Here is a 24,773-nt window from a genome sequence, read left to right on the forward strand (position 1 = left end):
ATAACGATAATGAATTCTAAACGAACTATACTCCGCTTACTGATCGGCGCGCTGTTCCTGGTCTCGGCAACAGCCTGGATATCCTCTCCTAAACACGAACTCGCGGTCAATTTCACAAAACCTGCCCCTAAAGTCCAGCGCTATCTTTATGTAGCCACACCCGGTATCCGGAATTATCTGGGCTATGGTGGGCACGGCATCCAGGTCTTCGATATGGATAATAACCACAAGTTTGTCAAGTTCATCAGCACTCCTGGTGGTCTGTTAAAAAAAGACGCTCGATCTCCTACTGGTACGATGAAAAAAGGCATTCCATCGAATGTAAAGGGAGTCGATGTTAGTTTAGCTTATAACTGCATTTATATCAGCACCCTAGAAGCCATACAATGTATCGATCTGGTCACGGAAAAAACGCTGTGGGAAAAAGAATATGAAGGTGGCGTTGACCGGATTTCCATCTCCCCCGATGGCAAGATTATCTATGCTCCGTCTTTAGAAAAAGAGTTCTGGAACGTACTGGATGCCAAAACGGGTGATATCATCAAGAAAATCGTTACCAATTCGGGTGCCCACAACACCATTTACGGCCCCGATGGCAATTACGTTTATCTGGCTGGTCTCAAATCAACCATGCTGAACGTGGCCGACACCAAAACGCACACGGTAACCAAGCAGGTTGGCCCTTTCGGGGCAGATATTCGCCCCTTTACGGTTAACGGTTCGCAGACGCTCGTTTATGTGAATGTGAATGGCTTGCTGGGTTTCGAAGTCGGGGATTTAGTAACCGGGAAATTCCTGCACCGGGTTGTGGTTGAAGGCTGGAATATGGGTGAAGTAAAACGGCATGGCTGCCCAAGCCACGGTATTGGCCTAACGCCCGACGAAAAAGAACTCTGGCTGTGCGATGGTGCCAATTACCGACTGCACGTCTTCGACAATACGGTGATGCCGCCCGTTCAGAAAACAACGATCGCGTTAAAAGATATGCCCGGCTGGATCACCTTTAGCCTGGATGGCAAATACGCCTATCCCGCCACCGGCGATGTGATTGATGTGAAGACCCGTAAAATCGTGGCTTCCCTGGAAGATCAGGATCATAACGATGTACAGAGCGAGAAAATGGTGGAAATCCATTTCAGCGGTGGCAAGCCCGTTGCCGCTGGCGATCAGTTTGGTCTTGGTCAGGTAAAGAAAGCAACCAAGAATTAGTTTGATATTCGCCCATATTAAGATTGTTTAGGGTATGCACAAATACGTATTTTTTGTCATTCCGACGTCAGGAGGAATCTCGAGTTTCTCATTAGTCAAGTTTGAGATTCCTCCTGACGTCGGAATGACAAAAAATGCCCATAACTTGTCTTCCTGTAACCGAAATCCTAAACAGATTATGAAAAAAACACGCGTAAAGCTCTCTCTGGCAATTACCCTGCTGGCCGTCCTGCTTGTTCAGTTGCCAGGCCAGGCGCAGGCAACTACCGAAAAAACAGCGAAATGGTTTGCCAGCCAAACCTGGCTAAATGGCCTGCAGGCCAAACCGTCTGAAACGATCAACAAAGAGGAGTTTGCCAAGCAATATCAGGCCAATAAAGCGGCCTGGGATAAAGCGTTTGCCTTTTTGCGAGATACCGATTTCACGAAGCTCCGGGTGGGCAAATACCCAATTGACGATGAGACTGTGTATGCTACCATCAGCGAAGGCCCGCCAAGAGAAATTTCGAATGAAAAGTGGGAGGCTCACCACACCTATTGCGACATTCATTTTGTGGTGAAAGGAAAAGAAAAAATTGGTGTCATGCCCGTAGCCAACGCGAAGGTTAACCAGGATTACAATTCGACCAAGGACATCGGGTTTTATACCATCGACAACGGAAATTTTTACGTAGCCGAGCCCGGCGTTTTCTTCATAGCCACCCCCACCGAAGCGCACAATCCCAGTAACCGGGTGGAGGGGTACGATGGGGTAAAAAAAGTAGTCGTCAAAGTCAAAGCCGCACAGTAGTTGTCTAAATCAAAATTAATTTAACCACAGAGCGGTTCGCCGTTGCGACACAGAGAATAATTAATGTCTAGCTCTGTGTTCTCTATGCCGCAACGGCGAACCGCTCTGTGGTTAATAAATTTTCATTGCTTCAACTCATAAACGAAAATGGAGTTAGTATTTCTGGACGTCAAGACAATGGGAGACATCCCGAATCTAACACTGATAGAGAAGTACGGCAACGTTACTTACTATCAAACCACCCGACCTGAACAGACGCTGGAGCGGATACAGGATGCCGATATTGTGATTACCAATAAGGTCGTCCTCAACAAATCCATCATCGAACAAGCCCATAAGCTGAAATTCATTTGTATCTCAGCCACCGGCACCAACAATGTCGATAAAGTAGCCGCCGAAAAGCGGGGTATTCCGGTTAAAAATGCCTCGGACTATTCGACCCAAAGCGTTACCCAGGGCACTTTTGCTATTCTGTTTCACCTGTTGGTCAATATTCCTTATTTCGACCAATATGTAAAAGGAGGAGACTACTCCAAAACCGATATATTCACCCATTTTGGCAATGGCTTCTGGGAGTTAAACGGCAAGCGATTTGGCATTATCGGACTGGGCGCAATTGGCCGACAGGTGGCAAAAGTAGCTGCTGCGTTTGGGGCTGAAGTTGTGTATTATTCCACCTCGGGTCAGAATACGGATCAGCCCTACCTGCGTCTGGACCTGGACGAATTCCTGGGCACATCCGATGTGGTTTCTATTCACGCGCCACTGAATGAAAACACAGCCAATCTGATGAACTATGACCGGCTGAAGCAGATGAAGAGGTCGGCCATTCTGATCAATGTAGGCCGGGGGGGCATTGTCAATGAAGCGGATTTAGCAAAAGCGCTGGATGAAGAGTTGATTGCCGGAGCGGGTATCGATGTGTTCACACAGGAGCCCATAAATCCGCAAAATCCACTGTTGCATGTAACAAACAAAGACCGTCTGGCTTTGACTCCACACGTTACCTGGGCCAGTATTGAAGCCCGCACATTACTCATGGAAAAAGTGGGGCGCAACATTGAAGAGTTTTTACAGGAACGTCATTGATAGTCATTAGTTGCCATTTATAGGCATGCATTGCTGAAGCCTTCCTAATCCCTAAATGACAACTAATGACTATCAATGACAACCCATGACCACAACGAACAGCATCATGAAAATAAAAGCAGCCGTCCTACATGAAATGGGCAAAGAACGCCCGTATACGAGCAGCCATCCGCTGACGATTGAAGAAGTCGAATTACAAGCTCCCCGGAGTGGCGAAATCCTCGTACAGATTAAAGCGGCTGGCCTTTGTCATTCCGATTTATCGGTCATTGACGGAAATCGGCCGCGCCAGATGCCAATGGTGCTGGGTCACGAAGCCTGCGGAGTTATTGTCGAGCTAGGTCCCGACGTGCATGATATTGCCGTTGGCGATCATGTCGTGTTCTCCTTCCTTCCGATCTGTAACCATTGCATGCCCTGCATGACGGGCCGTCCGGCTCTCTGCGAAAATGGCCTTGCCGCTAATAATAAAGGAGAACTGTTAGGCGGTGGCTTCCGACTGGAAGATCAGCAGCAACAACCCATTCATCACCACATGGGCGTGTCTGGCTTTGCCGAATACACCGTTGTATCCCGAAAGTCGGTTGTAAAAATAGACCCCACTCTCCCCTTCGACATTGCCGCCCTGTTTGGTTGCGCCATCATGACGGGTGTTGGGGCCGTGATCAATACGGCGAAATTAATGCTCGGTCAAACTGTACTGATCACCGGCATGGGAGGCATTGGCTTTGCCGCCTTGCTGGGCGCACTTGCCGGAGGAGCCAGTAAAATAATTGTAGCCGATGTTAACAAAGAGAAATTAGACAAAGCCCTCGAGCTGGGAGCCCATGCCGTAGTTAATTCTTCGGAAGCCGATGCGGTAACGCAGGTAAAAGATCTAACCAACGGGGGCGTAGATATTGGCTTTGAGTTTGCCGGGGTCGTAGCGGCATTGGAATTCACCTACAATGCCACGGGTCGCGGTGGCAAAACGGTTACGGCTGGCTTACCGCACCCCAGCAAGATGATGCAGCTTTCGCCTACAAAACTGGTGGCCGATGAACGGACATTACAGGGGTCGTATATCGGTAGCTGCGTTCCCGTTCGGGATATTCCGGCCTATATTGCCCTCTACCAATCGGGTCGACTGCCTGTTGATAAATTGATGACCCATAAGCTACGTCTGAAAGACGTAAATGAAGGATTTGAACGATTGGCAAAAGGCGAAGCCATTCGCCAGATAATCACATTCTGATGATGAACGAAACGCACACATCAACAAAACGGGAGGTTACTAATTCGCTGATCAGAACCCAGTCGTATGTAAACGGTACATGGGTAACGGCCGCCAGCGGAGAAACTTTTGACGTGATTGACCCGGCAACCGGTGGCGTCATTGCATCTGTTCCCGATATGGGGCAGGCCGATGTACGTGCAGCCATCGAAGTGGCCCATGCGGCTTGGCCCGCTTACCGGGATTTGACGGCTAAAGAACGGTCGAATTTGCTCCGGAAATGGTTTTCGCTAATTCTGGAGAACAAGGACGAGTTGGCGCAACTCATGACCATGGAGTGCGGCAAGGTCTTATCGGAAAGCCTCGGCGAAGTCGACTATGGAGCTTCGTTTATCGAATGGTTTGCCGAAGAAGCGAAACGCACCTACGGCGATGTGATTCCAGCCAATACCAAAGACAAGCGGCTAGTCGTCATTAAGCAGTCAATTGGTGTAGTGGCAGCTATTACACCCTGGAATTTTCCACTGGCCATGATTACCCGCAAAGTTGGGCCGGCCCTGGCCGCAGGTAGCCCAGTCATTGTGAAACCACCTTCCGAAACACCACTTACGGCACTGGCCATATCATATCTGGCCGAAAAAGCTGGATTTCCACCGGGCGTTTACAATACCGTTACGACCTCCAAAAATGCCGAAGTCGGCCTGGAACTCTGTGAAAACAACAAAGTCCGTAAGCTATCCTTCACGGGCTCAACGGCCATTGGTAAGCTGTTAATGAGCCAGTGTGCCTCCAACCTGAAGAAAATATCCCTGGAGTTAGGCGGTAATGCCCCCTTTATTGTCTTTGACGATGCCGACATCGATGCAGCCGTGAAAGGGGCCATGGCATCGAAGTTTCGGAACAATGGGCAAACCTGCGTATGCGTTAATCGACTCTATGTGCATGATAAGGTGTACGATGAATTTGTCGGCAAGTTATCGGATGCTGTCGCAGCGTTACGGGTTGGTAATGGCCTGGATACCAATTCGCAAATGGGTCCTTTGATCAACGAAAAGGGGCTCAACAAAGTAAAACACCATCTGGAAGATGCCCTGTCGAAAGGAGCCAAAGTTGTTGTGGGTGGAAACGAGATGGAAGGATTGTTTTTTCAACCCACTGTCCTGACCGATATAACACCCGATATGATTATTGCTCGAGAGGAAGTCTTTGGCCCCGTAGCACCCATCGCCCGCTTTACCGACGAGAAAGAGGTGATCCGGTTGGCGAATGATACGCCCTACGGTCTGGCGTCTTACTTCTACAGCAAAGATATTTCGCGTTGCTGGCGGGTAGCCGAAGCCCTTGATTATGGCATGGTAGGTATCAATGAAGGCATGATTTCAACGGAAGTAGCACCCTTTGGTGGCGTAAAAGAATCAGGCGTGGGCCGCGAAGGCTCAAAGTATGGCATGGACTACTTCATGGAAATCAAGTACCTGTGCTTCGGCGGCATTAGCTGATAATAAATTCATTAAACACAGAGACACGGAGAACACAGAGTTGTCTTTGTATTATTAATCTACATTTCCATAGACTGTGACCCACATGATGGAAAGAGATAAATATCTCTGTGTTCTCTGTGCCTCTGTGTTTAATGACCTTTTTGCCCCTAACTAGACCACCCACATGATTGAGCCCATCTACAAAAACGATTCCCCCCAAACTGGTGCGAAGACTCCGTTTTCCATTGCCCGACAACTGTTTCAGGTTCCGGTGATCGTGGCAGCTCTGGGTTACTTCGTCGATATCTATGACTTGCTGTTGTTTAGTATTGTTCGGGTACAAAGCCTGAAAGATGTAGGCGTTTCGGACGCCGGTATGTTAAACGAGGGAATCTACCTCATAAATATGCAGATGGGCGGCCTGCTCATCGGCGGCATTCTATGGGGCATTTTAGGCGACAAAAAAGGGCGACTCTCTGTACTGTTCGGTTCTATTCTGATTTACTCGCTAGCCAACATTGCCAACGGCTTTGTCACAAGTGTCGATCAATATGCCATCTTACGCTTAATCGCCGGGATCGGTCTGGCAGGCGAGCTGGGAGCTGGAATTACGCTGGTAGCGGAGGTATTACCCAAAGAAATTCGGGGCTATGGTACGTCCTTAGTAGCCTCAGTAGGGCTTTTGGGTGCGGTGCTTGCCTATTTCATCGCCGAACAGTTTGCCTGGCGGAATGCCTATTTTATTGGTGGGGGGCTGGGCTTGATGCTGCTCGTTATGCGGGTTAGCGTATTTGAATCCGGTATTTTCACCCAGGTTAAGGAGCAGGCGGTTGCCAGAGGTAATTTCCTTCACCTATTCTCCTCCAGAAAGCAATTTCTGAAATACCTGCGCTGTATTCTCATCGGGTTGCCGGTCTGGTTTGTGGCGGGCATTCTCATGACCTTCTCGCCAGAATTCGGGAAAGAACTCCATCTTGATGGGCCTATTGTGGCCGGGAAGGCCGTTATGTGGGAATACATTGGTTTGTCTATCGGCGATTTATCGAGTGGTATCTTAAGCCAGTATTTCAACAGCCGGAAAAAAGTGTTAGGTCTGTTTCTGGCCTTAACCGCTGCTCTGGTTGCCGTCTATTTATATGTGCCGCTGCACTCGACCACTGCCTTTTATGCTGTTTGTAGCTGTCTTGGCTTTGCAGTTGGGTACTGGGCCTTATTTGTCACCATTGCTGCCGAGCAATTTGGTACGAACCTCCGCGCAACGGTAGCGACTACCGTACCAAATTTCGTGCGAGGGAGTATTAACATCATGACGCCTTTATTCCTGCTGTTTAGAGGGGAGTTCGGTATTATACAAGGCGCCGGGCTGCTCGGTTTGCTTACACTTGCCATAGCTTTCCTTGGACTCTGGAAAATGGAGGAAACCTTTGGGAAAGACCTGAATTTTCTGGAAGAATAGCCACTCATTCCTGGTAGAAGTCGCTCCTGAGTACAACTTACCACTCAACCCAACTAAACTATAGTTTTGCGTACCAACTCTGATTTAGACGTATGAACAACCTTACGAACAACCTTACCATTAGAGACAACTTACAGGACATCTATCCTGATGTGTATACCGCAGAAGCCCTTTCAGCCCTTTCTACGCTGGCTCCCTTTAACAAACGCATTAAAGAAGTCATGGATACCAGGATGAAGCGTCGGGCAGCGCGTCAACAAACACAAACGCGAATAACGTTTCTCGATCCTGAAAGTACGATTCCCGGGACCACCATCAAGGTGCAGGATGCACGCGATGGCAACTTCGAAGGCGGAATTGTTCCTTCCGATTTGCAGCGTCAGTGGATTCAGGGAACGGGTCCTGCGGCCAAACCCAATGCATCAGTTGAAAACAGCATCCGGAATGTAGCCTATGCCTTGCTCTCGGGTGCCGATGGCTGGATGTTCGATGGTGAAGATGCGCTGGGACAGGTCACGACAATGTCGCTCGACAACCAGCGGAACCTGAAACTGGCTATTCATAAAGACCCGCTATTCCTGAAAGTAGCCGAAAAAGTGGCCGACGAAATGAATCGCTGGGCGAAATCCTTCTTAGGACGAGAAACCATCACCGACTGGGAAACCCAGTTGAACTTTACCACCAAGATATTCCGCGCTCGTGGCCTTCATCTCGACGATCGGCATATCCGCGATGCAGACGGTGTAGCCCTGGCCGCATCCATCGTTGACGCCACCCTTTACGTTGTCAATAACTATAAGGCATTGCAAAGCGCCGGGTCATCTATCGTGCTATACTTGCCGAAGATACAAACTGCCGAAGAAGCGGGTGTCTGGAATAAACTACTTAGCGCCCTGGAAAGCCACGTTGGGCTGGAAATTGGAACGATCAAAGTCTATGTACTGGTCGAACAGCTCGAAGCGACTCACCAATTGATGGAAATTCGGGCGGCCCTTGGAAAGCACTTTGTGGGTTATAACACTGGTCGCTGGGATTACATTAACAGTGTATCCGATGCCATGGCCTGGGATAAAACCTTCATTAATCCCAACATTGAAGCCATCACGATGACCTATGGCTACATGCGCAACTACGAAGACCGCGTCCGGCGGGCCGTTAATACGCCGGATGTAAACGGTAATTTCGCCTTGTGGCAGGGCGGTATGGAGCCCAATATCCCTGTCGGCTCCGAAGAAGGCGTTTCGGCCAGTATGAAAAAAGCCGTGGCCGGTGCCGAACGGGAACAACGCGAAGGAGCCAGTGGTAAGTGGGTTGCCCACTGGAAAATGGTGCACATCGTCCGCCCTGTCTGGGAGAAAGTCGGACAGGCCAACCAGTTAGGCCGAGCATTTCCCCGGCTTACATACACGCAGCAGGACGCCGATGGCTTAATCCTGATTGAACCCGCTCCAACCGATATTCGCGGGGCCCGTAACCTGCTGAGCGTTGCTCTGCAATACGGCAATGCCTTTGGGCAGGGCATGCAGGCTGCTGCCCTGAAACCCGCCGATTTTTTCGGTAATGATGATATTTTATACCTGATGGAAGATATGGCTACTGGCGAAATCCGACTGAGTATTCTCTGGGAATGGGCGCATAAAGGAGCCATTCTGACAGAGGATGATTCGGAAACGGGCACAAAAGCTGGCGACGTCTTCTCGGAAGCGTTGTATGAAACATTACGGGACCAGGAGTATGACAAACTTCTCAAAGCGAGCAACAAAGATGTATTCGACTCCTCGAAAACGACCACGCTGCCTATTGCCCTGGAAATTGCCGACACCTACATGCAGAGCGAAGTAAAACCACCCTGGTTCATTGATCTGCTGAATATCAACCTCAACAACACAGACCTGGATGTAGCGAAGCGCCGGATTCGCCTTTATATGGATACGCTGGTCAACAAGGGTGCCCGTATCACCGAAAACCTCGACTTTGCCGATTAGTGTTAATCAGCCGGTGTTAGATACGCCATATCTTGGAGATATGGCGTATCTAACACCGGCTGATTAACACTTTATCTTCCCCCAAACTCATCCTATACGTGCGATTTTGCTGCCGGAAAGGGCTACTTCAGCCAGCCTTTTTCAGCAGCATAGGCGCTAGCCTTGTGCCTACTTTTTTCAGTTTCACCAATTTCAGCTTAAAACGATAATGGCAAAAAAACATATAATCATTGCTCCCGGCGATGGAATCGGACAGGAAGTGACCGCTGTCGGCAAACAGGTAGTCGAGAAAGTTGCGGCTACGTTTGGACACGAATTCACGTACGACGAGGTGCTAATCGGTCACGTAGCCATTGAAGCATTCGGGACCCCGCTGACTGACGAATCGCTGGAGAAAATGAGAGAGTCGGATGCGGTCTTATTTGGGGCCGTAGGTGATCCCAGATATGATAATGACCCCACGGCGGCCATGCGCCCTGAACAGGGTTTATTTAAAATGCGGAAGGAACTGGGACTGTATGCCAACATCCGGCCCATAAAGCTATTCGATGAGTTGTTAGACGCATCGAGCATTAAGGCCGACGTATTGAAAGGTGCCGATATTTTATTTTTCCGGGAGCTTACCGGAGATGTTTATTTTGGCGAAAAAGGCCGCAGAAACAACGGTGATACCGCGTTCGATATGGCCGAATACAGCCGTTATGAAGTCGAACGCATTGCCCGGAAGGCGTTTGAAGCCGCCCGTACCCGCCGGAAAAAACTCTGTTCGGTAGATAAAGCCAATGTGATGGAAACGGGTCGATTATGGCGCGAAGTTGTTCAGAAAATGGCACTGGACTATCCAGATGTAGAAGTAGAACACCAATATGCCGATGCAACGGCCATGTTACTGATAAAAGCGCCCCGCCGATTCGATGTGGTAGTAACAGCTAATCTATTCGGTGATATCCTGACGGACGAAGCTTCACAGATTGCAGGTTCGATGGGCATGCTGGCATCCGCATCCATTGGCGATGGAACGGGCGTATATGAGCCTATTCACGGTTCAGCACCCGACATTATGGGCAAAGGCATCGCGAATCCAATTGCTTCGGTATTATCGGCCGCGTTAATGTTTGATATTTCGTTTGGCATGAAGGCCGAATCCGACGCAATTATTCAGGCCGTGGATAAACTGCTGAAAGATGGTTTCCGCACTCGTGATATTGCAGACACAGCCACACCAGACGCCAAAATTCTGAGTACCGAGGCAATTGGCGTTCAACTGTTAAAAAACATATAGCCCCGTGATTACAAGGCTACACACCCATTCAGCATAAGGCGTAGCTACGAAAAAGAAATACCTCATCGTTGCGTTTGAAACACCTTTTTAGAATCCGGAGCAAACTTCTTTTCTTGTTTCAAAGCAAAATTGACGAGCAGAATCAGCACTGGAACTTCAATCAGCGGTCCAATAACGGCGGCAAAAGCTGCACCAGAATTGATTCCAAAAACCGCAATTGCCACCGCTATTCCCAGTTCGAAATTATTACCCGCTGCCGTGAAGGCAAGTGATGTCGATTTTGAATAATCGGCTCCGGCTCGCTTGGCAAGGTAAAAAGCCGAAAAGAACATAATCGCAAAATAGATTGTCAAGGGCAATGCGATCCGCAGCACATCAAGTGGAATAGAGACAATGAGTTGTCCTTTCAGACTGAACATAACCACAATTGTGAGCAGGAGAGCAATAAGCGTAATGGGGCTGATGGCGGGCAAATAGGTTTGCTCATACCATTCCTTACTTTTCAACTGTGTGAGAAGTAATCGGGAGAACAGACCAGCCAGAAAGGGCACGCCCAAATAAATGAATACACTTTGAGCAACTTCACCGATGGTAATAGCTACTGCGTAGCCATGCAGCCCGAACAAGGGAGGCAACAATGTAATAAACAGCCAGGCATAGACCGAATAAAACAGCACCTGAAAAATACTATTGAAGGCTACCAATCCAGCGGCATAGAGCCGATCTCCACCCGCCAGGTCGTTCCAGACAATGACCATAGCAATGCAGCGGGCAATACCAATTAGAATCAGTCCTGTCATGTATTCGGGCTTGTCTGGCAGGAAAATTACGGCCAGCCCGAACATCAGCAATGGACCTATAATCCAGTTTTGCAGCAACGAGAGGCCAAGAATCTTCGTGTTCGCAAACACCTTCGGCAATTCGCTATAGCGCACCTTCGCTAAAGGCGGGTACATCATCAGCACCAGTCCAATAGCCAGTGGAACATTTGTTGTGCCCGAATTGAATCCATTTATGAAGTACTGCGACTGCGGCCAAAAATAGCCAGTCCCCACTCCGATCAGCATCGACAGAAAAATCCACAAGGTCAGATAACGGTCGAGAAACGATAGTCTGGCTGACTTCATGCTTCCAGTTGGTTTACCAGCCGCTTCATCACAATGGCCGATGAAGGACATAGATCACTGAATTGCTGCGTCTGTTGAATAGCTGCCGGTACATCCTGGCGAGAAACCACACGAAAGCCATGACGCGCAAAATAACGGTCGGCGGTTGTTGTAATTAAATACAGTTCTCCTAGTCCGTCTGCTTTGGCAGTTTCCAGTAATTGCCCAACCAGTTGAGCACCGACCTGTTTACCCTGATAATTGGGATCAACTGCTACAGAACGCAGGAGGGCAATGGGGCCAAATCGTTCTAAACCTGCTACACCAACATAGGCGTCCTGCTCTTTGGCAATGACAAAATCAGGCAGATCAGTCGGTAAATCATCGGTCAGTAAATTTCCCTGCTGCAACAGGGAGACAACGGCCGCTTTGTCTTCCGGGCGGGCATTTTCGATGTGTAAGGCCATTGATTAGTGAGTGCTCGGTTCGCTTGCTGGCAAACGGGTTTCGATGAATTCCTGACAATAAACCTTAATCAAATCCCGCACACGGCGGAATGACGTCAAATCATCTTCTCCTTCTGTGTGACCTGGATCAGGAAAACTGTGGTGGATCAACTCACCAGCCGAAGGAAAAAACGGGCATTGCTCCCGAGCGTTGTCGCAAACCGTAATGACATAATCGAACGGAATATGAACGTACTCATCCGCATGATTTGAGGTATGATGCGAAATTTCAATGCCATCTTCGGCCATTACCTGGATAGCCAGCGGGTTCACACCATGAGGAGCCACACCGGCGCTATAAACTTCCGCCCGATTACCCGCGAAATACTGCAGATATCCCTCGGCCATTTGAGAGCGGGCCGAATTACCCGTGCAGAGTACTAAAATTTTTTTCATTGTTTGATCTGTAATGGATTAATTGCAACAATCTGGACCACAGCACGAAACCGTTGGCCTGATAGCAACTTCAGGCTTTTGGGCAAAGACAGTCACGCTGTAGATACCCTGATCTTTCTGACGATAATCAGCGATTTCCTGATCTGACAAGTAGTTTTTCAGTACTTCATCTGGCATGGCTATTTCGCGCTCTTTTTGCACAAGAATCTTGGTAAATCCTGCATCCTGCACCAACTGTAAATAATCATCCTTCTGGATTGCCCCCGATACACAGCCAACATACAATTCGGCATCGCGTTGTAAGCCTTTAGGCAACTCCCCTTTTAGCACAATGTCGGAAATACTAAAGTGGCCACCTGGTTTCAAAATCCGGTAGGTTTCGGTGAAGGCTTTGCGCTTGTCAGGTACCAGGTTCATCACGCAATTACTTACGACTACATTGGCCAGATTTTCTGGTAACGGCATGTCTTCAATATCGCCATAAACGAATTCAACATTGGTAAAACCAAGTGATTTGGTGTTCTTACGAGCACGGTCAATCATAGCTGGAGTCATATCCAGGCCAATTACCCGCCCGGTTTCTCCTGTTTCTGCCCGAGCCACAAAGCAATCGTTGCCCGCCCCTGAGCCCAGATCAACCACCACATCACCTGGTTTGATCTGGGCAAATTGAGTTGGCAAACCGCAGCCCAGCCCCAAATCAGCTTCAGCTATGTACCCGTTCAGTTCATCGTAACCAACTGTCATATCAATGGGTACGCTTACCGATTTTTCCGGCCCACAACATGACGTAGGACCCGCTTGGGCACTTCCACAGCAGCCAACGGCATCGTCTGGCTGTTCGGCAATAGCGCCGTATTTCTGGCGCACAACTTCTTTAATTTGTTCAGCAGTTTCCATAGGCTATCTATCGGTTAATTGTAATATTACGATTAATAAACGCAAAAAAATACCTGCCGAAGCGTCGGCCGGGCCATTAACTAGCAGCAGGAGACGGATACGAATGACTTCAGCGTGGCTCCGAATACCTGCTGTGCTTCTTCCCATACAACCGGGTTAATGCAGTAACATACACGTGGTGGGTTGATGTCACCCTGAATAATTCCTATCCGTTTTAATTCCTTCAAATGCTGAGAAACGGTTGCCTGAGCTAAATTCAACTCACCTACCAAATCACCACAAACGCAGGCTTTCTTTGCAATCAGCATTTGTAGAATTGCCACCCGTGCGGGATGAGCAAATGCTTTCGCCAAATCGGCAGTCCGGTTCTGTTCGGCAGTAAAGATTTCGGTTTTCGTAACGCCCATGATGCAAAGGTAGTGGAAAGAATATCAATCGCAATATTACGATTAATATTCTTTCCACTACCTCTCCACTGAGAATGGTAAGTTCATTTGTTCTATCTTTGAATTTGGGTCACCAACGCTACGTTTATGCATTACGGCTATTTCAACGGCACAATTGCTCCCACCGACCAGCTTTCTGTTGGGATCACGGATCTCAGCCTGCTCCGCGGCTACGGGCTATTCGATTATTTTCTGACTTACAACGGGCGACCATTTCAATGGGATTGGTACTGGGAGCGATTTCAGAATTCGGCTTCCCGGATGCACTTGCCGCTGCCCCTCGGGAAAGAAGAAACCTATAGCATTTTGCTTGACCTGATTGAGCGGAGTGGTGGTGTTGATGTTGCGTTTCGGTTTGTCATGACGGGTGGTTACTCCGCCGATAGCATTACCATTGAACGTCCTAATCTGCTTATTCTAACGGAATCCGTTCATCCAGTACCGCCAATTCAGTATGAGAAGGGCATCAAAGTGATTCTGGATGAGTACGTTCGGGAAATGGCCGAGGTAAAAAGCACGGATTATAAACGGGTGATTCTCATGGCGCAAGCCATAAAATCGGCCGGAGCTTCTGACCTTCTTTATCAGAAAGGGGGCGAAATCAGTGAGTTAAGCCGCAGCAATTTCTTCCTTATCAAGGGCGACCGTCTGATTACCCCAAACCGGAATATTCTGCATGGCATCACGCGTCGAACCATCCTTCAATTAGCTCAGAGCGACTTTCAAATTGAAGAGCGGCCAGTTTTACTTTCTGAGCTGTATGATGCAGAAGAAGCGTTCACCACCAGTTCAACCAAAAAAGTACTGTCTATTGTCCAGATCGGCGAACTGATAATTGGTGATGGAAATCCAGGGCCGAAATCCAAATTTCTATTAGACCGGTTCGATGATTTGACGAAGAGTTGGTAGTAGAGCTCCTGCATATGTACGGATAACTTCCTTCGTCACACGCTCCTCCTGCCCTATTCGCCCAAGGCAGGGCAAGCCGGTATAGTCTAAGATAAAGGATTCGGTAGCCTCCACAGTAGGCCCGTTAAATAGGATACCGAGCAATGGAATGTTACGGCTTTTACAGGCTTCCACCGACAGGAGTGTGTGATTAATACTTCCCAGATAATTTCGGGATACCAGCACCAATGGCAAACCCAGTTTTTTAACCAAATCGATATTTAGTTCGTGCTTATTGAGCGGAACCATCAATCCCCCCGCCAGTTCAACAACTAACGCATTATTGGTTTCAGGTAAATTGATGGTAGCCAACTGAATAGTCACGCCGTCTAATTCAGCGGCTGCATGGGGCGACATGGGTTGCGTTAGTCGGTAGGCTTCCGGGTGAAACTGTGACGTTGAATTACTGATCAGGCTTCGTACAACATCTGTATCGGAATTAGCCAACTCGCCCGACTGAATGGGTTTCCAGTAATCTGCGTTCAACGCTTCCACGACTACCGCAGACGCGACCGTTTTACCAATTTCGGTGCCGATTCCGGCAATAATGAGTTGAGAGGGCATTTACTACTATTTCTTGAGAGATTGGACAACTTATCATTTTACTTCCCGGTGTGACTCCGATGGGGTCACACAAAATATGATGAATCTACTTCTGCTTACTTGCCTATATCTTAAGCTCGCCAAGCAAGGCGGTTTGTAAAACTGTAAGAAGCTGATCTATTTCGTCTGTTGTGTTAAAGGAATGAATGCATAGGCGAAGCCGTTCCTGCCCGACCGGAACTGTCGGACTCAAAATAGCCCGCACATCTAACCCCACCGCCTGGGCCTGGCTGGCCACGTACCGAGCCTGATCATTACCCGGTATGATCAAACACCGAATCGGCGACCGACTATTTGTCCACAGTGCATCGGGCAGCAGTTCGCTGGCTCGTTGCCGAAAATGGGTAAGCCGCTTATACAGTTGGGTTCGGTTATCGGTATTGGTCGTTACATACACATGAGCACAGCGGATGGCCAGCAAACTATGCGGAGGTAAGGCTGTTGTATAAATAAAGGGGCGAGCAAAATTGATGAGATACTCACGCAGTACGGCTGGACCAACAATAGCCGCGCCATGAACACCCAATGCCTTTCCAAAGGTATGGACTCGGGCAAATACGCGCTCCTGCAAACCCAATGCAACCACTAAGCCTTCTCCATTAGGACCATACAGACCCGTAGCATGTGCTTCATCAACCAGTAAAGCCGCGTCATAGCGATCACAAAGCTCAACCAGTTCGCGTAAAGGAGCCACATCGCCATCCATCGAATAGACAGACTCAACAGCCACAAAGACCTGCCCCTTTCCCTGCAATTCGTGAGTTTGGCGGAGTTTATACTCCAGGTCTTCTAAATCGTTATGACGAAAACGCTGGCGACTAGCATAACTGAGACGTGCGCCGTCAATCATACTGGCATGAATCAACTCATCGGTCAGGAGAGTATCCCCTGCTCTGGGTAGGCAAGCCAGCAAACCAAGGTTAGCATCGTAGCCCGAATTAAAAATAAGCGCGGCTTCGGTATTGTAAAAACGAGCCAGTTCCTGTTCAACTACATCGGCCAGGGCCGTTTGACCTGCTAGTAATCGCGAGCCGGTTGCCCCTGTACGAGCGCGTGTCTGCGCAACATCAGCCTGCTGGATAGCCGCTTTCAGTTCGGCAGACCGGGCAAAACCCAGGTAATCATTTGAACAAAAGTCAACTAAACCATCTGCAATACGCAGTTGACGCAACAGGCCGCTTTGCCGATAAGCAGCTAATCGATCTGATACAAGTTGGGCAACCGAGTGCGTCACTATAGCCATAGCGACAAAGATAAAACGGCCCTCTTTAACGTTGAACAATTTCAGACCATCAATTGCGAAAATGTGTGTAAGTCCTTAGTTATCCACATGTTGATTGTGGATAACTTTAATTTGAGGTAATATTCAGGCTAAAGGATAAAAGAAAATAGACACCAATAGAAACACATTGTCAACATAAGAAACATCTAGTTACCAATTGAGAGTATTATTTTACCAAACTGTTTTCCAGCCTCCATCTTACGCATCGCTGTTTCGGTAGCCACGAGCGGGAAGATCTCATCTAGTACAGGCACAATCTGTTGGTCGCTTATTAATTTAATCATATCGGTAAACTCGCTTTCAGTGCCCATAGTCGTTCCAAAAATTGATAGTTGTTTAAAAAATACTCTAGGTGGAATAATGTCGTTGATTGTCCCCGTGGTTCCGCCAAAGAAAGCGATCCGTCCGCCCGGAGCAGCTACATCGATAAGCCTGGAAAAACCAGGTCCACCCGCACTGTCAATGATCACATCAAAGTAACCTCGGGCTGGATGGCCTACTTGCCCTTCAGTTGCTTTTGCAAGAAGAAGTTTGTGCCAATCAGGCTGGCGATAATTGACACCCCCCGTTGCTCCTAACTCTCTCGCTTTCTCTAGTTTCTCATCAGATCCGGATGTAACCCAAACCTCCGCCCCTACCGCTACGGCAAATTGCAAGGCAAATAGGGCCGCACCACCACCAACGCCAGTAATCAATACTTTTTCAGGAGGTTGACTACCACTTTTATTCAGCTCAGCTTTTGTCATTAGTGCTCGCCAGGCAGTCAGACCCGCTAACGGGAGCGCAGCCGCCTGCTCGAACGTGAGATGTTGGGGCTTATGATGAATATAGTTACGGCCCACAACTACATAGTCGGCAAACGTACCGTTGGTGGGCATACCCAGAATCTGGAAGTCGGCTCCGTAAAACTTCGGATTACCGCCCCAGTTCATCCCTGGATTAATGACAACCGCCTGGCCCAGCCAACTAGCATCAACGCCTTCTCCTGTATCAACAACAACACCAGCTCCATCTGAACCCAGAATAACAGGTAGTTTAATACCAGGATATAAGCCCTGTTGAATAAACACGTCGCGATGATTGAGCGATGCCGCCTGAAGTTTTACCAGTACTTGGCCCGGCCCGGCGGTTGGTATGGGCGCATTAATAAGCTGGACGGGTTGGTGAGTACCTCCGAGATAAACTGCGTTCATGGACTGAGTCATAATTAGGAATACATTCGCACGACACTACCGGACCGTTTATATTTGCCCAACACGTCTGAATAGGCAATGATAACATACCGAGAAGCTACCGCCGACGATGCAGATCCGATTGCCCGGCTGCATAGCCTCAGTTGGCAACAAAACTACAGAGGTATTTGGAGAGATGATTTTTTGAATGGCCCTGTCCTTGAAAACAGGCAGGACGTTTGGCAGAAACGGCTTACTCAACCCAGCCCGAACCAGCACGTTATTATAGCCGACTCGAATGGGGTAATTTGCGGATTTGCCTGTGCTTACGCCGATGAGGACCTCGTTTGGGGAACGCTACTTGATAATCTGCACGTTCATAGTGATCAGAAAGGACGTGGAGTTGGCACGGTTCTGATCAAATCGGCAGCTCGCTGGTCGTACCAGATGAATCCTCAATCAGGGTTTTATTTGTGGGTATTGTCGCAAAACACCAGCGCCCGAAGATTCTACGAGCGTTTAGGCGCAACGAACCAGGAGTTGGTGAGAGATGAAAATCCAGGCGGAGATTTCTCGGATGCGTTCCGATACGTATGGCCTGATGTAACGCAATTAATTGGATAAAAACGCATGATTCGGTTTTTTAACGAGGACGTACCCTATAAGCTTCCACAGAAGCAAGCAACCCGCCAATGGCTCAACCAGCAGGCTAAACGGGAAGGCTATGCGGTTGGTGAGTTAAATTATATTTTTTGTTCCGACGAGCATGTGCTACAGGTTAATCGGGATTACCTCCACCACGACTACTATACAGACATCATTACGTTTGATCAAAGCGAAGACGAGAGCAAACTAGAGGGCGACATTTTCGTCAGCGTGGAGCGCGTGGCCGATAATGCAACGCAATTGGGTATATCGGCTGATCTAGAGATGCGTCGGGTCCTGGCTCATGGGCTCCTTCATCTGTGTGGCTATGGCGATAAAACCGATGAAGAAGCAGCTCAAATGCGGGCAAAAGAAGAAGAATGGCTAACCTATTACCTGCCTTAACGTTCCCAGTCTATGCGTCTACTCCTCTCTTTGTTAGTTTTTCTGGCTTTTGCCGTACAAGCACAGAAACAAATAGTCATTACTATCGACGATCTGCCGACCGTATCAAAAGCTTATGCCACGCCGGAAGGCCGACTTAATCTGACAAAGAAATTACTTTCGCACTGTACAGCATTCCAGGTTCCGGCCATTGGGTTTGTAATCGGCAATTCGTTACGGACAAACTCCAAACCCGATTCTAACCAGATCGGACTTCTAAAACTATGGTTAAATGCCGGTCTGGAATTAGGAAATCATACTCTGGCACACAAAGATTATAACAACATATCATTTGAGGGTTCAAAAGCGGATATTATTGGGGGTGAGTCAATTGTGAAGAATCTAGTTCAGCAACGAGAGAGGCCTTTCCGTTATTTCCGGCACCCCTACTTACGAAAAGGTGATACCCAAGCCAAAAAAGACTCGCTGGAGCAATTTTTAAAACAACGCGGCTATCAGGAAGCACCTGTTACCATTGATAACTCAGATTGGCTCTTTTCCCGCGCTTATGACAATGCTTTGCTTCTGAGCGATACAGCACTAGCGGCTCAAGTTGGTAAACAGTATGTGACGTATATGCTCAATTGCGCAGCTTATTATGAGGCACAAAGTGACTCGCTTTTTAACCGGCAGATTTCACAGATCTTACTAATTCATGCCAATACCATCAACGCCGACTTTTTGGGCAAATTACTGGCAGGGTTAAAACAGCATGGATACACTTTTGTCTCGTTAGATAAAGCATTGACTGACACAGCTTACCGTTCCGTAGATCACTATTACGGCAAAGGCGGCATTTCGTGGCTACACCGCTGGGCGTTAACGTTGGGCAAAAAAGGAGCTTTTTTCAAGGGTGAACCCGAAGTCCCTGCCATGGTTGATGAACTGGCGAATCGAACTGTAAACTTACCCGGCCGTTAACCCGCCATCTATCTGAAGAGCCTGCCCAGTAACAAAAGCATTGTCGTCTGAGCAAAGCCATAGAATGGCCTGAGCAACTTCTTCGGGTTGCCCAAAACGGCCCATAGGCACCATCCGGCGCATTCGCTCTTCCATGCCAGGTGCAGTACCAATCAATTCATCGACCATTGGTGAGTGCGTATATACAGGGCAAACGGCATTGATTCGGATATGATGCCGTACATATTCCAGCGCAGCTGTTTTCGTCAATCCAATAACGGCATGTTTAGAAGCACTGTAGGGTGCCCCCATAGGCATACCCCGCACCCCTGCAATGCTTGATACATTCACAATTTTACCCCCGACTGGATGGTCCCCGACTGGATGGCTATTAACCTTTTGAGTGAGCATCTGACGAATCTGGGCCTGCATGCCATAGAATACACCGCCAACGTTTATAGCCATTATCTGATCGAAATCCTGCTTTGTCTGATCGAGTAATCGGCCAAACTTACCCCCAATACCCGCATTGTTGATACCGATATCCAAACGACCAAACACATCCACAGTTTGCCTTACAGCTTTTTCTATCTGATCTGGATTAGAAACATCGCAAGGAATGAACAGCGCCCTACCACCCTGCTGCTGAATTTGCTTAGTAGTTTCCCGGCCATTTTGTTCGTTAATTTCAGCGACAACAACAGTCGCACCTGCGTTGGCGAATGCCAGTGCGGTTACCCGGCCAATGCCTGAGCCAGCACCGGTGATGAAGGCAATCTGATTCGTAAACGTAGACATCCGCAGCGAAGAAGCAGTTAATTAAACGCTGAAAATAATGCTATTTTGTGGCTCATGCATCGTTTTTATGGCAATCAATCGTAGAAAATACACGGTTATTCTGCTAATAGGCCTGGCTCTATGCTACGGGTTGTTCGGCTTATGGACTATATGGTTCTTTGGTGGCCAGGATAAGCCCGCAAAATCCTCAAAAGCGAATACGCAAATCCGCTCATTCGAGCAATTCGGCACTCGATCAGATCGTGGGAATCTGTTAGGGATTCAGCCCTGGATGGAGCCCGCCGATTATCGTACAGGGTTGACTTTCCGCGAAAAATTAGCCGGGTATTTGAAAACTGCGAAAGACAGTGGGCTGGTCATACCTCAAAAAACCATTGTCATCCTGCCCGAATATATTGGCACCTGGCTAGTGGTTATGAATGAACCTGAGCGGGTATACAGTGCCTCCACCATTCAGCAGGGATTAACGGCAATGGTCGTTAGCCATCCCATCAATTTTTGGAATGCCTACCAAACGGCCCCCGACAGTGTGGGTGATAAAACAAAGTATGGTCTCTTCGCCATGAAAGCCCGGCAAATGGCCTACGAGTATCAGCTCACCTTCGATATGCTGGCAGCACAATTTGAGGTAACAATCGTGGCTGGTTCTATTCTATTGACCAATCCATCCGTTGAAAATGGGAAATTGGTTGTAGGCGAAGGCCCTCTCTATAATGTCTCTGCGGTGTTTCGTCCGGATGGCAAACTAGATCCGCAACTTATTAAAAAGGTCTACCCCATTGCCGATGAACTCCCGTTTGTCTGTCCGACCAATCCGGCAGACGTTCCTGTTTTCGATACGCCAGTTGGTCGGTTAGGTGTATTGGTCTGCGCAGACTCCTGGAATTCTCCCGTGTATAAAACACTAAAGCAAAAAGGGGCTACCCTGTTAGCGGTTCCCTCCTACTCAGCCGGCAATGGAGTCTGGAAAAGAATCTGGCAGGGGTACAGTGGCACACCAACCCCAGCGGATGCCCGTGCAGATGTTGGTAAACTAACCGAAGGACAAGCCTGGCTCGCTCATGCTATGGCCGGGCGAGCTATCCCCGAAGCGGGTATCATAAAAGGGATGAACGTATTTCTGCGGGGGCAACTTTGGGACTTAGGTTCCGATGGCACAACGATCATTTTATCTGGTACAGCTCCAGCAAAAACGGCGCGCGTTATTAACGGAGCTGCCATAAACTGCTTATGGCTATGATTTCCTCTTTAAATCATTTTGTATTTTTTCAATAAACTTTTCAAGTACATCACCCATATACTCCTCATTACTAATCCATTTACCAAAGACTTATCTAGGATTTATATTCTTTTATTTAATTGACAAAATCTATTTTTTAGGTGACCCCGTAGATACATCATCTTAGTTGCCAAATAGCTAAGCATTAAAAATCACCTAACTATTTTACTCAATGGAAAACGTTACTAATCGACCCGAAACGACATCTTCGGCTGCAGCTAGCCGCCGGTCGTTTCTGCGAGTAGCGGGTGCTGCTGCTGTAACAGGCGGTTTGCTGACAGCTTGCTCCCATGCGGACGAATCTTCTGTCACACCCAATGGTAGTGCCCGCGCTGCTGGCCCAACCATTTCATTACCTACTGGTGATGTTGGTATCCTTGCCTTTGCATACGTATTGGAACAGCTCGAAGCTGCCTTCTACGAAATGGTTCTCGCAAAACCTTACCCAAATATGTCTTCGTCGGATATGGCCTTGTGGAGCGATATCCGTGGCCATGAAATTATTCACCGTGCGCTTTTCAAAGCAGCTGTGGGTGCCGGAACAGCCGCTAACGTTCCAGATCTGACCTTCAACTTCTCAAGTATCGACTTCAACAACCGTGCAGACGTACTTTCGAATGCAGAAGCTTTCGAAAAAACAGGCGTAGGTGCTTACAACGGTGCGGGTAAATACATTAAAGATGCAGGTTATCTGACATTGGCTGGTAAGATTGTATCGGTTGAAACTCGTCACCACTCAATTCTTCGCGAATTGCAGTATCCTTATTCAGACGCGTTTGCTGGCCCAACTATCGTTACCAGCGATACAGGCCTGCATCTTGCTTACGAGCCAACGTTTGTACTGCCTATCGCACAGAAATATATTAATGAAACCCTGGATGCAAGCGCATTAGTAAAAAGCCTGACACCAGCATAAACCACTCAACTCCGATGAACTTACAAAACTTATTTAGCGAAATTGAGAAGGTGGATGGCGAAATATTTGATCGCTTAGCACACGTCTCACGCCGGAGCTTATTTAGCTCTCTGACCAAAAAAACGATTGCCGTGGCTGCTCCAGCCATTATGGCATCTGCCCTGACCAAATCTTATGGGCAGTCTAGTGCACTACCACAAGGCGTAAAAGACGTTCTTAACTTTGCGCTCGCATTAGAGTACCTAGAGTTCACTTTTTATGATTACGGTCATAACCTGGCGATGATTCCCAATAATTATAAGCCAGCATTTGAATTAATTCGGCAGCATGAACAAGTACACGTTCGGTTGCTGAAGTCGGTACTAGGCTCAGAAGCAATCCCAATGCCTAAGTTCGATTTCTCGGCCAAAGGTACGTTTATGGATACATTTACCAACTTCGCAACGTTCTCGGCTATTGCCCAAACGTTTGAAGATACAGGCGTTCGCGCTTACAAAGGTCAGGCTCCTAATCTACAGGCTGCCCCAGCTATATTGCAGGTGGCTTTACAAATTCACGCTACCGAAGCTGCTCACGCAGCTAACGTACGCTATATGCGTGGCCAAAAAGGCTGGATCACAGGTGGTACTGCTGCAATGCAAGGCCTTCCATCGGTTGTTGACGGCAGTTATAAAGGTGAAGAAAACACCGTGCAAGCGGGTGTTGACTTAGCTTCTGCACTGGCTGGCGATAGCCGGATTACTCCGGCTATGGTTATGCAGGCGTTTGATGAGCCGCTAACAAAAGAACAGGTTCTGCCTTTGGTTGCACCTTTCTTTGCCTAACAATAAGTAGTAGTCTAAAACGCAAAAAGCCGCTGGTTAACCAGCGGCTTTTTGCGTTTTAGACTTTGTCCTGTTAAAGTAATCCAAAAGCAGATAGCGTCACAAACTCACTTACCCGCGCCTGAATTTCATCCTGAGTCAAATTCATAATCCGCTCAGCACCAAATTTCTCCACGCAGAATGAAGCCATGGCTGATCCATAAATAATAGCCCGCTTCATGTTATCAAACGAAATATCGTCGGTTTTGGCTAAGTAGCCAATGAAGCCCCCCGCAAACGTATCGCCCGCACCGGTCGGATCGAATACTTCTTCAAGCGGCAATGCTGGGGCGAAGAAAATCTGCCCTTCGCTAAACAGAAGAGCACCATGTTCCCCTTTTTTGATGATTACAGTTTGCGGACCCATCGCCCGGATTTTAGCCGCAGCGCGTACCAGCGAGTACTCATGCGTTAGCTGGCGGGCTTCTTCATCGTTTACTACCAGTACATCAACTAATTTGAGTAAGCTCATTAGGTCTGGGTTGGCAATTTCGATCCAAAGATTCATGGTATCGAGCACAATGAGCTTTGGGCGATTATGCAACCGTTCAATAACCATCTGCTGAATTGCCGGAGCGGTATTTCCTAACATCAGGTATTGGCAATCCTGATACGAATCGGGAATGATCGGATCAAAATTCTCCATTACGTTCAGCTGGACTTCCACGGTATCGCGGCTGTTCATGTCATTGTGGTATTTCCCCGACCAGAAAAAGGTCTTCTCTCCTTTCCGAATTTCTAAACCTTCCGTATTGATTCCGTGCTGATTGAGATCCTCAATCATGCTCTGCGGGAAATCGTCGCCCACCACAGCAACCAAATTATTTTCTTTCGTAAAGTACGAGGCTGACAGGGTGATGTAAGTGGCGGCTCCGCCGATGATTTTGTCGGTCTTGCCGAACGGGGTTTCCAGGGCGTCGAACGCTACGGAACCAACAGTAACTAGGCTCATTTATTACAGTTTGAATTTTGTAGTCCGATGTTTGAAGTTTGTACCAATCAGTTCAAGTTTATGCAGTATTGCTAACATCGAACTTCGAACCGCAACGGCGGATCGTTATAAA

At 48.2% G+C, this 24,773-nt stretch carries 25 protein-coding genes; 15 read left to right on the top strand and 10 right to left on the bottom strand.

Features of this window, described 5'->3' with window-relative positions; translation table 11 throughout:
- Window positions 1-9 precede the first annotated feature (9 nt).
- From EXU85_RS34410 to leuB, 8 genes are all read left to right on the top strand, one after another.
- Window positions 10-1,209: a YncE family protein gene (locus EXU85_RS34410; RefSeq protein WP_142776415.1), complete on the top strand. Its 1,200-nt coding sequence runs from the start codon at window positions 10-12 to the stop codon at window positions 1,207-1,209.
- 178 nt (window positions 1,210-1,387) lie between these two features.
- Window positions 1,388-1,999, top strand: coding sequence for a YhcH/YjgK/YiaL family protein (locus tag EXU85_RS34415; protein ID WP_142776416.1), 612 nt, complete (start codon window positions 1,388-1,390; stop codon window positions 1,997-1,999).
- Window positions 2,000-2,146: 147 nt separating this feature from the next.
- Window positions 2,147-3,088, top strand: coding sequence for a D-2-hydroxyacid dehydrogenase (locus EXU85_RS34420; protein ID WP_142776417.1), 942 nt, complete (start codon window positions 2,147-2,149; stop codon window positions 3,086-3,088).
- Between the two features lie 85 nt (window positions 3,089-3,173).
- Window positions 3,174-4,322 carry a zinc-dependent alcohol dehydrogenase family protein gene (locus EXU85_RS34425; protein ID WP_246859367.1) on the top strand — a complete coding sequence of 383 codons (1,149 nt, stop codon included), beginning with the start codon at window positions 3,174-3,176 and terminating at the stop codon, window positions 4,320-4,322.
- The gene (locus tag EXU85_RS34430) at window positions 4,322-5,800 is read left to right on the top strand and encodes an NAD-dependent succinate-semialdehyde dehydrogenase (protein ID WP_142776418.1); all 1,479 of its coding nucleotides are present in this window, start codon (window positions 4,322-4,324) and stop codon (window positions 5,798-5,800) included. Before EXU85_RS34425 ends, EXU85_RS34430 begins: the two co-directional genes overlap by 1 nt.
- A gap of 166 nt (window positions 5,801-5,966) precedes the next feature.
- A complete protein-coding gene (locus EXU85_RS34435) occupies window positions 5,967-7,238 on the top strand; it encodes an MFS transporter (protein ID WP_142776419.1) in 1,272 nt (423 codons plus the stop codon).
- Window positions 7,239-7,330: 92 nt separating this feature from the next.
- Window positions 7,331-9,223: a malate synthase gene (locus EXU85_RS34440; RefSeq protein WP_142776420.1), complete on the top strand. Its 1,893-nt coding sequence runs from the start codon at window positions 7,331-7,333 to the stop codon at window positions 9,221-9,223.
- Between the two features lie 208 nt (window positions 9,224-9,431).
- Window positions 9,432-10,505, top strand: coding sequence for a 3-isopropylmalate dehydrogenase (leuB, locus tag EXU85_RS34445; protein ID WP_142776421.1), 1,074 nt, complete (start codon window positions 9,432-9,434; stop codon window positions 10,503-10,505).
- A 62-nt stretch (window positions 10,506-10,567) separates the two neighbouring features.
- Here leuB and arsB read toward each other — a convergent pair whose 3' ends face one another.
- From arsB to EXU85_RS34470, 5 genes are all read right to left on the bottom strand, one after another.
- A complete protein-coding gene (gene arsB / locus EXU85_RS34450; RefSeq protein WP_142776422.1) occupies window positions 10,568-11,632 on the bottom strand; it encodes an ACR3 family arsenite efflux transporter in 1,065 nt (354 codons plus the stop codon).
- Window positions 11,629-12,078, bottom strand: a complete 450-nt coding sequence (gene arsN2, locus EXU85_RS34455) for an arsenic resistance N-acetyltransferase ArsN2 (RefSeq protein WP_142776423.1) — start codon at window positions 12,076-12,078, stop codon at window positions 11,629-11,631. Before arsN2 ends, arsB begins: the two co-directional genes overlap by 4 nt.
- A 3-nt stretch (window positions 12,079-12,081) precedes the next feature.
- Window positions 12,082-12,513, bottom strand: coding sequence for an arsenate reductase ArsC (locus EXU85_RS34460; RefSeq protein ID WP_142776424.1), 432 nt, complete (start codon window positions 12,511-12,513; stop codon window positions 12,082-12,084).
- 18 nt (window positions 12,514-12,531) lie between these two features.
- Window positions 12,532-13,413: an arsenite methyltransferase gene (locus EXU85_RS34465; protein ID WP_142776425.1), complete on the bottom strand. Its 882-nt coding sequence runs from the start codon at window positions 13,411-13,413 to the stop codon at window positions 12,532-12,534.
- Between the two features lie 80 nt (window positions 13,414-13,493).
- A complete protein-coding gene (locus EXU85_RS34470; protein WP_142776426.1) occupies window positions 13,494-13,820 on the bottom strand; it encodes a helix-turn-helix transcriptional regulator in 327 nt (108 codons plus the stop codon).
- Window positions 13,821-13,946: 126 nt separating this feature from the next.
- On the opposite strand from EXU85_RS34470, the gene EXU85_RS34475 reads away from it, so the two are divergent.
- Entirely contained in the window at window positions 13,947-14,768 is an 822-nt protein-coding gene (locus EXU85_RS34475) for an aminotransferase class IV (protein WP_142776427.1), read from the top strand.
- Here the strand turns inward: EXU85_RS34475 and bioD are convergent.
- The 3 genes from bioD to EXU85_RS34490 all read right to left on the bottom strand — a co-directional run bounded on the left by bioD (window position 14,733) and on the right by EXU85_RS34490 (window position 17,885).
- Window positions 14,733-15,371 carry a dethiobiotin synthase gene (bioD, locus tag EXU85_RS34480; protein ID WP_142776428.1) on the bottom strand — a complete coding sequence of 213 codons (639 nt, stop codon included), beginning with the start codon at window positions 15,369-15,371 and terminating at the stop codon, window positions 14,733-14,735. The two genes, EXU85_RS34475 and bioD, sit on opposite strands and share 36 nt — an antisense overlap.
- 103 nt (window positions 15,372-15,474) lie before the next feature.
- Window positions 15,475-16,653 carry an 8-amino-7-oxononanoate synthase gene (locus tag EXU85_RS34485; protein ID WP_142776429.1) on the bottom strand — a complete coding sequence of 393 codons (1,179 nt, stop codon included), beginning with the start codon at window positions 16,651-16,653 and terminating at the stop codon, window positions 15,475-15,477.
- A gap of 185 nt (window positions 16,654-16,838) precedes the next feature.
- A complete protein-coding gene (locus EXU85_RS34490) occupies window positions 16,839-17,885 on the bottom strand; it encodes a zinc-binding dehydrogenase (protein WP_142776430.1) in 1,047 nt (348 codons plus the stop codon).
- A gap of 78 nt (window positions 17,886-17,963) precedes the next feature.
- On the opposite strand from EXU85_RS34490, the gene EXU85_RS34495 reads away from it, so the two are divergent.
- Genes EXU85_RS34495 through EXU85_RS34505 form a run of 3 tightly spaced genes read left to right on the top strand, consistent with a single transcriptional unit; the run spans window position 17,964 to window position 19,874 of the window.
- Window positions 17,964-18,488 carry a GNAT family N-acetyltransferase gene (locus EXU85_RS34495; RefSeq protein WP_142776431.1) on the top strand — a complete coding sequence of 175 codons (525 nt, stop codon included), beginning with the start codon at window positions 17,964-17,966 and terminating at the stop codon, window positions 18,486-18,488.
- Window positions 18,489-18,494: 6 nt separating this feature from the next.
- On the top strand, window positions 18,495-18,914 hold the full coding sequence (gene ybeY / locus EXU85_RS34500) for an rRNA maturation RNase YbeY (protein ID WP_142776432.1): 420 nt from the start codon (window positions 18,495-18,497) through the stop codon (window positions 18,912-18,914).
- Window positions 18,915-18,926: 12 nt separating this feature from the next.
- On the top strand, window positions 18,927-19,874 hold the full coding sequence (locus EXU85_RS34505) for a polysaccharide deacetylase family protein (RefSeq protein WP_142776433.1): 948 nt from the start codon (window positions 18,927-18,929) through the stop codon (window positions 19,872-19,874).
- On the opposite strand, the gene EXU85_RS34510 is transcribed toward EXU85_RS34505, so the two are convergent.
- On the bottom strand, window positions 19,860-20,651 hold the full coding sequence (locus tag EXU85_RS34510) for an SDR family NAD(P)-dependent oxidoreductase (protein WP_142776434.1): 792 nt from the start codon (window positions 20,649-20,651) through the stop codon (window positions 19,860-19,862). The genes EXU85_RS34505 and EXU85_RS34510 overlap by 15 nt on opposite strands.
- 67 nt (window positions 20,652-20,718) lie before the next feature.
- Here EXU85_RS34510 and EXU85_RS34515 point away from each other — a divergent pair, with 67 nt between their 5' ends.
- The 3 genes from EXU85_RS34515 to EXU85_RS34525 all read left to right on the top strand — a co-directional run bounded on the left by EXU85_RS34515 (window position 20,719) and on the right by EXU85_RS34525 (window position 23,670).
- Window positions 20,719-21,891 carry a nitrilase-related carbon-nitrogen hydrolase gene (locus EXU85_RS34515; RefSeq protein ID WP_142776435.1) on the top strand — a complete coding sequence of 391 codons (1,173 nt, stop codon included), beginning with the start codon at window positions 20,719-20,721 and terminating at the stop codon, window positions 21,889-21,891.
- Between the two features lie 211 nt (window positions 21,892-22,102).
- A complete protein-coding gene (locus EXU85_RS34520) occupies window positions 22,103-22,846 on the top strand; it encodes a ferritin-like domain-containing protein (protein ID WP_142776436.1) in 744 nt (247 codons plus the stop codon).
- Window positions 22,847-22,860: 14 nt separating this feature from the next.
- The gene (locus tag EXU85_RS34525) at window positions 22,861-23,670 is read left to right on the top strand and encodes a ferritin-like domain-containing protein (protein WP_142776437.1); all 810 of its coding nucleotides are present in this window, start codon (window positions 22,861-22,863) and stop codon (window positions 23,668-23,670) included.
- Between the two features lie 73 nt (window positions 23,671-23,743).
- On the opposite strand, the gene EXU85_RS34530 is transcribed toward EXU85_RS34525, so the two are convergent.
- Window positions 23,744-24,661 carry a PfkB family carbohydrate kinase gene (locus tag EXU85_RS34530; RefSeq protein ID WP_142776438.1) on the bottom strand — a complete coding sequence of 306 codons (918 nt, stop codon included), beginning with the start codon at window positions 24,659-24,661 and terminating at the stop codon, window positions 23,744-23,746.
- Window positions 24,662-24,773: the final 112 nt, after the last annotated feature.

This window comes from Spirosoma sp. KCTC 42546 (assembly GCF_006965485.1).
Taxonomy (GTDB): Bacteria; Bacteroidota; Bacteroidia; order Cytophagales; family Spirosomataceae; genus Spirosoma.

Bases quoted from the DNA above. Each gene is read 5' to 3' on its own strand.
- EXU85_RS34415 (WP_142776416.1), top strand. From the start codon at position 1,388: ATGAAAAAAACACGCGTAAAGCTCTCTCTGGCAATTACCCTGCTGGCC.
- EXU85_RS34520 (WP_142776436.1), top strand. From the start codon at position 22,103: ATGGAAAACGTTACTAATCGACCCGAAACGACATCTTCGGCTGCAGCT.
- EXU85_RS34525 (WP_142776437.1), top strand. From the start codon at position 22,861: ATGAACTTACAAAACTTATTTAGCGAAATTGAGAAGGTGGATGGCGAA.
- EXU85_RS34505 (WP_142776433.1), top strand. From the start codon at position 18,927: ATGCGTCTACTCCTCTCTTTGTTAGTTTTTCTGGCTTTTGCCGTACAA.
- EXU85_RS34440 (WP_142776420.1), top strand. From the start codon at position 7,331: ATGAACAACCTTACGAACAACCTTACCATTAGAGACAACTTACAGGAC.
- EXU85_RS34475 (WP_142776427.1), top strand. From the start codon at position 13,947: ATGCATTACGGCTATTTCAACGGCACAATTGCTCCCACCGACCAGCTT.
- leuB (WP_142776421.1), top strand. From the start codon at position 9,432: ATGGCAAAAAAACATATAATCATTGCTCCCGGCGATGGAATCGGACAG.
- EXU85_RS34460 (WP_142776424.1), bottom strand. From the start codon at position 12,513: ATGAAAAAAATTTTAGTACTCTGCACGGGTAATTCGGCCCGCTCTCAA.
- EXU85_RS34435 (WP_142776419.1), top strand. From the start codon at position 5,967: ATGATTGAGCCCATCTACAAAAACGATTCCCCCCAAACTGGTGCGAAG.
- bioD (WP_142776428.1), bottom strand. From the start codon at position 15,371: ATGCCCTCTCAACTCATTATTGCCGGAATCGGCACCGAAATTGGTAAA.
- EXU85_RS34530 (WP_142776438.1), bottom strand. From the start codon at position 24,661: ATGAGCCTAGTTACTGTTGGTTCCGTAGCGTTCGACGCCCTGGAAACC.
- EXU85_RS34465 (WP_142776425.1), bottom strand. From the start codon at position 13,413: ATGGAAACTGCTGAACAAATTAAAGAAGTTGTGCGCCAGAAATACGGC.
- EXU85_RS34430 (WP_142776418.1), top strand. From the start codon at position 4,322: ATGATGAACGAAACGCACACATCAACAAAACGGGAGGTTACTAATTCG.
- arsB (WP_142776422.1), bottom strand. From the start codon at position 11,632: ATGAAGTCAGCCAGACTATCGTTTCTCGACCGTTATCTGACCTTGTGG.
- EXU85_RS34490 (WP_142776430.1), bottom strand. From the start codon at position 17,885: ATGAACGCAGTTTATCTCGGAGGTACTCACCAACCCGTCCAGCTTATT.
- EXU85_RS34510 (WP_142776434.1), bottom strand. From the start codon at position 20,651: ATGTCTACGTTTACGAATCAGATTGCCTTCATCACCGGTGCTGGCTCA.
- arsN2 (WP_142776423.1), bottom strand. From the start codon at position 12,078: ATGGCCTTACACATCGAAAATGCCCGCCCGGAAGACAAAGCGGCCGTT.
- EXU85_RS34485 (WP_142776429.1), bottom strand. From the start codon at position 16,653: ATGGCTATAGTGACGCACTCGGTTGCCCAACTTGTATCAGATCGATTA.
- ybeY (WP_142776432.1), top strand. From the start codon at position 18,495: ATGATTCGGTTTTTTAACGAGGACGTACCCTATAAGCTTCCACAGAAG.
- EXU85_RS34420 (WP_142776417.1), top strand. From the start codon at position 2,147: ATGGAGTTAGTATTTCTGGACGTCAAGACAATGGGAGACATCCCGAAT.
- EXU85_RS34410 (WP_142776415.1), top strand. From the start codon at position 10: ATGAATTCTAAACGAACTATACTCCGCTTACTGATCGGCGCGCTGTTC.
- EXU85_RS34495 (WP_142776431.1), top strand. From the start codon at position 17,964: ATGATAACATACCGAGAAGCTACCGCCGACGATGCAGATCCGATTGCC.
- EXU85_RS34425 (WP_246859367.1), top strand. From the start codon at position 3,174: ATGACCACAACGAACAGCATCATGAAAATAAAAGCAGCCGTCCTACAT.
- EXU85_RS34515 (WP_142776435.1), top strand. From the start codon at position 20,719: ATGGCAATCAATCGTAGAAAATACACGGTTATTCTGCTAATAGGCCTG.
- EXU85_RS34470 (WP_142776426.1), bottom strand. From the start codon at position 13,820: ATGGGCGTTACGAAAACCGAAATCTTTACTGCCGAACAGAACCGGACT.